Source organism: Microbacterium sp. bgisy207, from assembly GCF_057706855.1.
This window is the reverse complement of sequence record NZ_JBYIPB010000006.1, coordinates 227,191-233,197: the sequence shown is the minus strand read 5'-3', so window position 1 is coordinate 233,197 and position 6,007 is coordinate 227,191. Positions and strand designations below refer to the sequence as shown.

Here is a 6,007-nt window from a genome sequence, read left to right as displayed (position 1 = left end):
ACACGGGGAGTGCGGGTCGCAGAAGTAGAGCGGGATCCCCGTCGCTGTCGTGAACTCGGCATGCTTGGCCACCTCCGCGCCCTGATCCCACGTGATCGTCCGCGTCAACGCCGACGGTAGCGCGGTGATCGCTTCGCGCATCGCAGTCTCCACCTGGTCCGCGCTCTTCCCGTCGGGAAGGTGCAGCAGGAGCGTGAGGCGAGTGCTGCGTTCGACAAGAGTCCCGACGGCGCCGCGACTGTTCTCGCCGAGGATCAGATCACCCTCCCAATGCCCCGGAACCGCGCGGTCTTCTACCTCAGCCGGGCGTTCGCTGATCATCACCATTCCCGGCAGCCGGCCGCGCCCGTCCGTCGCGGTCCGGGACTTGTGAGCCGCGCGCCCTGATCTCAAGCAACGGGCAAGCTCGCGACGCAGCTGCCCGCGCCCCTGCACGAACAGAGACTGGTAGATCGTCTCGTGGCTCACGTGCATCTCCGGATCGTCGGGATGCTCCAACCGTAGGCGGGCGGCGATCTCCTGCGGCGACCACAGCTGTTCCAACTGCGTCGTCACGGCCTCGAGCAGCCGCCCATCACCGAGCTTGAACGGCTTCGGGCGTGAGGAACGAACTGGTGACAGTTTCGGTTTAGGCCGCGAGCGTGAGCTGAAGCGCCCTGGGTCTGTTGGAGGCTCCTGATCTTGGAAACGAGGATGGAGTTATGCCGAAGGAACTGGCGAATGGGAAGCCGACGACGCGTCGCTACTCGATCGAGGAGAAGGCCGCCGCGGTGCGGATGGTGAGGACGCTGCGTGCCGAACTCGGCGTCACGCAGGGAACGGTGCAGCGCGTCGCGACGCAGCTCGGCTATGGGGTTGAGTCCGTGCGGATGTGGGTGAAGCAGGCCGACATCGACGACGGCGACACCCCGGGCGTGAGCAGCGCGGAAGCGCAGCGGGTGCGTGAGCTCGAGCAGGAGGTCCGGGAGCTGCGTCGGGCCAACGAAGTGCTCAAGCGGGCCGCGTCTTTCTTCGGGGCGGAGCTCGACCGCCACTACCGGAAGTAGTCGCGTTCATCGACGCGAACAAGGACGACCGGGTGGACGGTCGCCGACTCGGAGTCGAGCTCATCTGCAGGCTGCTGCAGGTAGCGCCGAGCAGCTACTACGCCGCCAAGACCCGTGCCCCGTCCGCCCGTGCCCGGCGGGACGAGGAACTGATTCCGCAGCTGGTCGAGCTGTGGGAAATGAACTATCGGGTCTATGGGGTCCGCAAGCTCTGGAAAGCAGCCCGACGGGCAGGGATCATGATCGGCCGCGACCAGACCGCCAGGTTGATGCGGGTTGCGGGGATCGAGGGTGCCAGATGGTCGAAGCGGGTGAAGACGACGCGGCCGGCTCCGGCGTCGGCGCGGCACCCGGATCTGGTGCAGCGGGAGTTCACCGCCGAGGCGCCGAACCGGCTCTGGGTGACGGATCTGACGTTCGTGCCCACGTGGGCCGGTGTCGCCTACGTCTGCTTCATCGTTGACGCGTTCTCCCGCATGATCGTGGGGTGGCGGGTTGCGTCACACATGCGCACCGAGACGGTCCTCGACGCGATCGAGATGGTCCGCTGGTCCCGCGGCCACCACCACGCCGACCTGCGATGTCACAGCGACGCGGGCTCTCAATTTACGTCGATTCGCTACGGCGAACGGCTCGCGGAGATCGGCGCGACGCCATCGATCGGCACCGTCGGGGACAGCTATGACAATGCCCTGGCCGAGACGGTGAACGGGTACTACAAGGCTGAGTTGGTTCGCGGGCCGGCGCGGTCCGAGCCGTGGAAGACGGTCGAGGATCTCGAGCTCGCGACGCTCGGGTGGGTGCACTGGCACGACACGCAACGCCTCCACGACTACCTCGGCGACATCCCGCCCGCCGAGTTCGAGAACGCGTTCTATGCTGTGCCCAACGACCGCGAACAACTGGTCGGAATCAAGTAGCGCGAGTCTCCATCAGACCCAGGGCGCTTCAAGCGGCTCGGCTAGCTTGGCTTCGAACTCGATGGGCGTCAAGCCGCCGAGGGTGTCCTGTGCTCGCTGGCGGTGATACTTCCGCTCGATCCAGACGACGATCGCGAGGCGCAGCTCCTGCCTGGTCGTCCACCGCTGCTGGTTGAGCACGTTCGTCTGCAGCAGCGACCAGAAGCTCTCCATGGCCGCGTTGTCCCCGGCGGCACCGACGCGGCCCATCGATCCGACCATGTCGTGTCGGCGCAGCTCGCGGGCCATGGCCCTGCTACGAAACTGGCTGCCCCTATCGGCGTGCAGGATGCATCCGGCGACCTCACCGCGGCGGGCGACAGCGTTTCGGACGGCATCGACGGCGAGCTTCGCGGTCATCCGATCCGAGATCGAGTACCCGACGATGCGGTCCGAGAACACGTCTTTGACGGCACAGCAGTACAGCTTGCCCTCGGTAGTGCGATGCTCGGTGACGTCCGTGAGCCAGACCCGGTTCGGCGCGTCGGCGCGGAACACCCGCTGCACGTGGTCGTCGAACACAGTAGGGCCGGCTTTCTTGCCCTTCCCACGCCGGCGGCGTTGCGCGGACGAGAGGATCCCGGCCTGTGAGCACAGCTTCCACACCGTTCGACGGCTCATCCGCCACCCCGCTCGGCGGGCTTCGTCGGCGAGGAATCGGTATCCGAAGGTCGGGTCGTCGTGGTGGGCGTCGTGGAGCGCGTTGATCCGATACGCCCGGAGCACGTCGGCATCCCGGACCGGGTCGTTTCGCCACCGGTAGTAAGGCTGTCTTGCGAGCTTGAGGACCCGACACGACACCGTCACGGGAATCCCCGCATCGGCGAGCTCAGCAACGAGCGGGTACGTCATTTTGGGGAGCCACCGAGCTTCAGATTCGCTTGCGACAGATAAGCCGCCGCCCGCCGAAGGACCTCGTTCTCCTGCTCGAGCAACCGAATCCGCTTCTTCAACTCGCGAGCCTCTGCAGCGTCCGCAGCCGTCTGGCCAGGACGGTCGCCCTCCTCGACATCGGCTTGGCGGAGCCAGTTCTGCAACGTCGCCTCGCTGATCCCGAAGTCGGACGCGATCTGTTTGATGGTGACGCCGCTCTCACGACTGCGGGCGACCGCGACAACGTCCTCGCGGAACTCTCGGGGATAGGGACCGGGCATGATGACATCCTCCCCGCCAGCGCCTCCCGGCACTAACGATCAGTTGTCACCGATCCGTTCCTCACGCCCGGCCGAGCCGCTCGTGAAGAGTGGATACGGCGTCTACCTGCTCAAGGCGCTCAAGCACGGTAGACGATGACTGCCTATCGGGCGACACGGCTCGCAGGGGCGCACTCGCGCCCGGGGGCTCTGAGACAACAACAACTAGGCTGACCGAGTGAGCTCACGCGTATCGGTGATTGTTCGGACGAAAGATCGGCCATACTTCCTCGCGAGGGCGCTCGCTGATATCGCTGCTCAGGGTCACGACGAACTCGATGTTCTCGTTGTGAACGATCAGGGCGACGAAGACGCCGCTCGTGCTGTCGTCGCTTCGTCGCCTTTAGCAGATCGCACCCGCGTGTTGGCGACGTCTTCCCCGGGTGGTCGCTGCGCTGCGGCCAACCGGGGAGTCCGTGCCGCAACAGCGGATTATGTCGTTCTGCACGACGATGACGACCTTTGGCATCCGGACTTCCTCGCGTCGACGGTGGCCTACCTTGACGCGCATCCCGTGGAGGCCGGCGTCGTGGTACCGACCGAGATCATCTACGAGCGTGCAGCTGATGGTGGTTGGCTTGAACAGCGACGGGAGCCATTCTGGCCGGGCCTCTCTTCGGTGACTTTCACGGAGCTGCTCGAGATCAATCGGGCTGTACCGATCTCTGTGCTGTACCGACGTGCCATCCACGACGATGTCGGGTATTACGATGAGTCGCTCGAGACAGTCGAAGACTGGGATTTCTACCTGCGGCTGACAGCACGGCACTCGTTGGGCTTTCTTGCCGGACCTCCCCTCGCTTACTGGACACAGCGTCCCACTGCTCGCGGGAGTGACGGCAATAGCATGTTCGAACTCGCGGGAGCGCATGAGCGTGATGACCTCGCGGTGAGGGACGCGGCGCTTCGAGCCTGGGTGGAACGAAATGGCGCTGGAATGCCTCTCTTCATTGCCAGTGTCGAAAGGCGCCTGCGCGAAAGCTTTGCGCGCGAACTCGCGGAGCAACTCGACCGGCAGCGCGAGGTCCTGGTTCGAGAGATCTGGGACCGGCACCCGGTGTGGCGCCGTGTCCGCCGTATTCTCCGGCGACGCTGAGGTCGACGCGCGAATACTCTCAGGCTCGCATCGCGGCGACGGCATGCTTGCTGTCGCCGTCGAAGCTCACCTTGCCGTCGCGAAGAAGAATGCCGCGCGCACAGAGGCCTGACACCATATCGAGATCATGTGACACCACGACGAGGGATTTCCCTTGCTCATGAAGTTCGCGGATACGCGCAATGCACTTCTTCTGAAACGGTTCGTCACCAACCGACAAGATTTCATCGATCAGAAGGATGTCGAGTTCTGTGTGGATCGCGACGGCGAATGCGAGGCGCAAGAACATGCCGGACGAATAGTGCTTGACCTCAGTGTCGATGAATCGCTCGATTTCGCTAAACGCGACGATCTCATCGAATCGCTGCTCGGTCTCACGCTTGCTCATCCCGAGGATCGCGGCGTTGAGGAAGACATTCTCCCGTCCCGAGAGGTCGGGATGAAAACCTGCTCCGACTTCGATCAGGCCGGCGATGCGGCCACGGGTGAGGACGCGTCCGGAGTCTGGAGTGAGCACCCCCGAGATAAGCTTCAGCATCGTTGATTTGCCTGAACCGTTGAACCCGAGAAGTGCAACGGAATCGCCCTGGTCGATCGTGAACGACACTCCATCCAAAGCATGAAAATCGGTCGACACGGGCTTTCTCTTGACCGTCGCAACGAACGTCTCTTTGAGCGAGTGAGTGTGGCGAAGCCGGAAATTCTTGTGAACGTCGTCTACCACGATCGCTGCGCGCGCGTCCCTATCAGAGTTCCTGGGCAAAACGACCCTCCAGTCGCCGGAAGACCAACTGTCCGACCACCACTGTCAGTAATGAGATCAGGAGAGCGAGACCCGCAAATGTCCACAGGTCAGGAAGTAGCTGGCCGTTCTCAGGGTTCAACGGGAACCAAAAGCCTGCGTGGAAGAGCTCGACAGCGACGGTGAGGGGGTTCAAGCAGTAGATCAGGAAGCCGACCTCCCCGAGTTGTGGCCGCACCATCGACCACTGATACATGACAGGTGATGCCCACATCGCACACATCACGATGATCTCGACGAAACTCTGCGCATCACGGAACGCGACATTGATGGCGCCGAAAAGGAGCCCCAGTCCGGTGGAAAGCAGCGCGACGATCAGTAGTCCACACAGAACGGCTGCGACCGCGATCGGAGAGAACTCCCAACCGATGACGAGCGCGATCGCCCAGACGACGATGACCTGGGGGATCGTGTTGATGATCGCGACGAGCATGCTCGACACGGGGAAAAGCTCCCTCGGCAAGTAGATCTTCTTGATCAGTGCAGCGTTGTCGACGATCGAGCGGGTGCCGTTCGTGAACGCCTCGGTGAAGAACGTCACGGCCGTCATACCCGCCAACAAGTACACGGGGTAGTACCCGACCGAACTGTTGAGATTCAGAAAGATGCCAAGAGCCACGAAGAAGACGGCGAACTGAATCAGCGGCTTGACGTAGGACCAGAGCCAGCCGAGGACCGACCCTCGGTAACGAATCTGCACCTCTTTGCGCACCAACAACATCAGCAGATGCCGTCGGCGCAGCACGTCGATCAGGCCGAGCCCCGTACCGGGGGGACGCAGGTCGGCGCCGGAGAGCGTTTCGTTCGTCATGGATCCCTCAGCGCGTCAGCGGAACACGCAACCACAGCATCCTAATCTGCCGTGTGAGAATCGTGGACCGCTGCGCGAAGTGGCGTGCGGCTAGCATGGT

At 63.5% G+C, this 6,007-nt stretch carries 5 protein-coding genes and 1 pseudogene; 2 read left to right on the top strand and 4 right to left on the bottom strand.

The features are described 5' to 3' along the window. Positions 1-609 (bottom strand): annotated as a pseudogene (locus tag AC3ENO_RS07900) (IS30 family transposase); the annotation flags it as partial. A gap of 92 nt (positions 610-701) precedes the next feature. Here AC3ENO_RS07900 and AC3ENO_RS07895 point away from each other — a divergent pair. Further along, positions 702-1,966, top strand: a protein-coding gene (locus AC3ENO_RS07895; protein WP_434970088.1) for an IS3 family transposase whose coding sequence is annotated in 2 segments (ribosomal slippage) — positions 702-1,005 and positions 1,005-1,966 — 1,266 coding nt in all. Because the reading frame shifts where the segments join, the coding sequence is not laid out codon by codon here. 12 nt (positions 1,967-1,978) lie between these two features. On the opposite strand, the gene AC3ENO_RS07890 is transcribed toward AC3ENO_RS07895, so the two are convergent. After that, positions 1,979-3,159 (bottom strand): IS3 family transposase gene (locus AC3ENO_RS07890; protein ID WP_434970087.1). Its coding sequence is split into 2 segments (ribosomal slippage): positions 1,979-2,890 and positions 2,893-3,159, totalling 1,179 coding nucleotides; the frame shifts between segments, so codons are not numbered across the junction. A gap of 217 nt (positions 3,160-3,376) precedes the next feature. Here AC3ENO_RS07890 and AC3ENO_RS07885 point away from each other — a divergent pair. Next, on the top strand, positions 3,377-4,294 hold the full coding sequence (locus tag AC3ENO_RS07885) for a glycosyltransferase family 2 protein (RefSeq protein WP_434970086.1): 918 nt from the start codon (positions 3,377-3,379) through the stop codon (positions 4,292-4,294). A 19-nt stretch (positions 4,295-4,313) separates the two neighbouring features. Here AC3ENO_RS07885 and AC3ENO_RS07880 read toward each other — a convergent pair whose 3' ends face one another. Together AC3ENO_RS07880 and AC3ENO_RS07875 are read right to left on the bottom strand one after the other, a co-directional pair. Further along, complete coding sequence (locus tag AC3ENO_RS07880) at positions 4,314-5,057, bottom strand: ABC transporter ATP-binding protein (RefSeq protein WP_434970085.1); 744 nt, start codon at positions 5,055-5,057, stop codon at positions 4,314-4,316. Beyond that, complete coding sequence (locus AC3ENO_RS07875) at positions 5,041-5,907, bottom strand: ABC transporter permease (RefSeq protein ID WP_434970084.1); 867 nt, start codon at positions 5,905-5,907, stop codon at positions 5,041-5,043. The genes AC3ENO_RS07880 and AC3ENO_RS07875 overlap by 17 nt, the downstream gene beginning before the upstream one ends. Between the last annotated feature and the right edge of the window lie 100 nt (positions 5,908-6,007).

Excerpts from the sequence above, each read along its gene's own strand:
- AC3ENO_RS07875 (WP_434970084.1), bottom strand. The coding sequence starts at position 5,907 with ATGACGAACGAAACGCTCTCCGGCGCCGACCTGCGTCCCCCCGGTACG.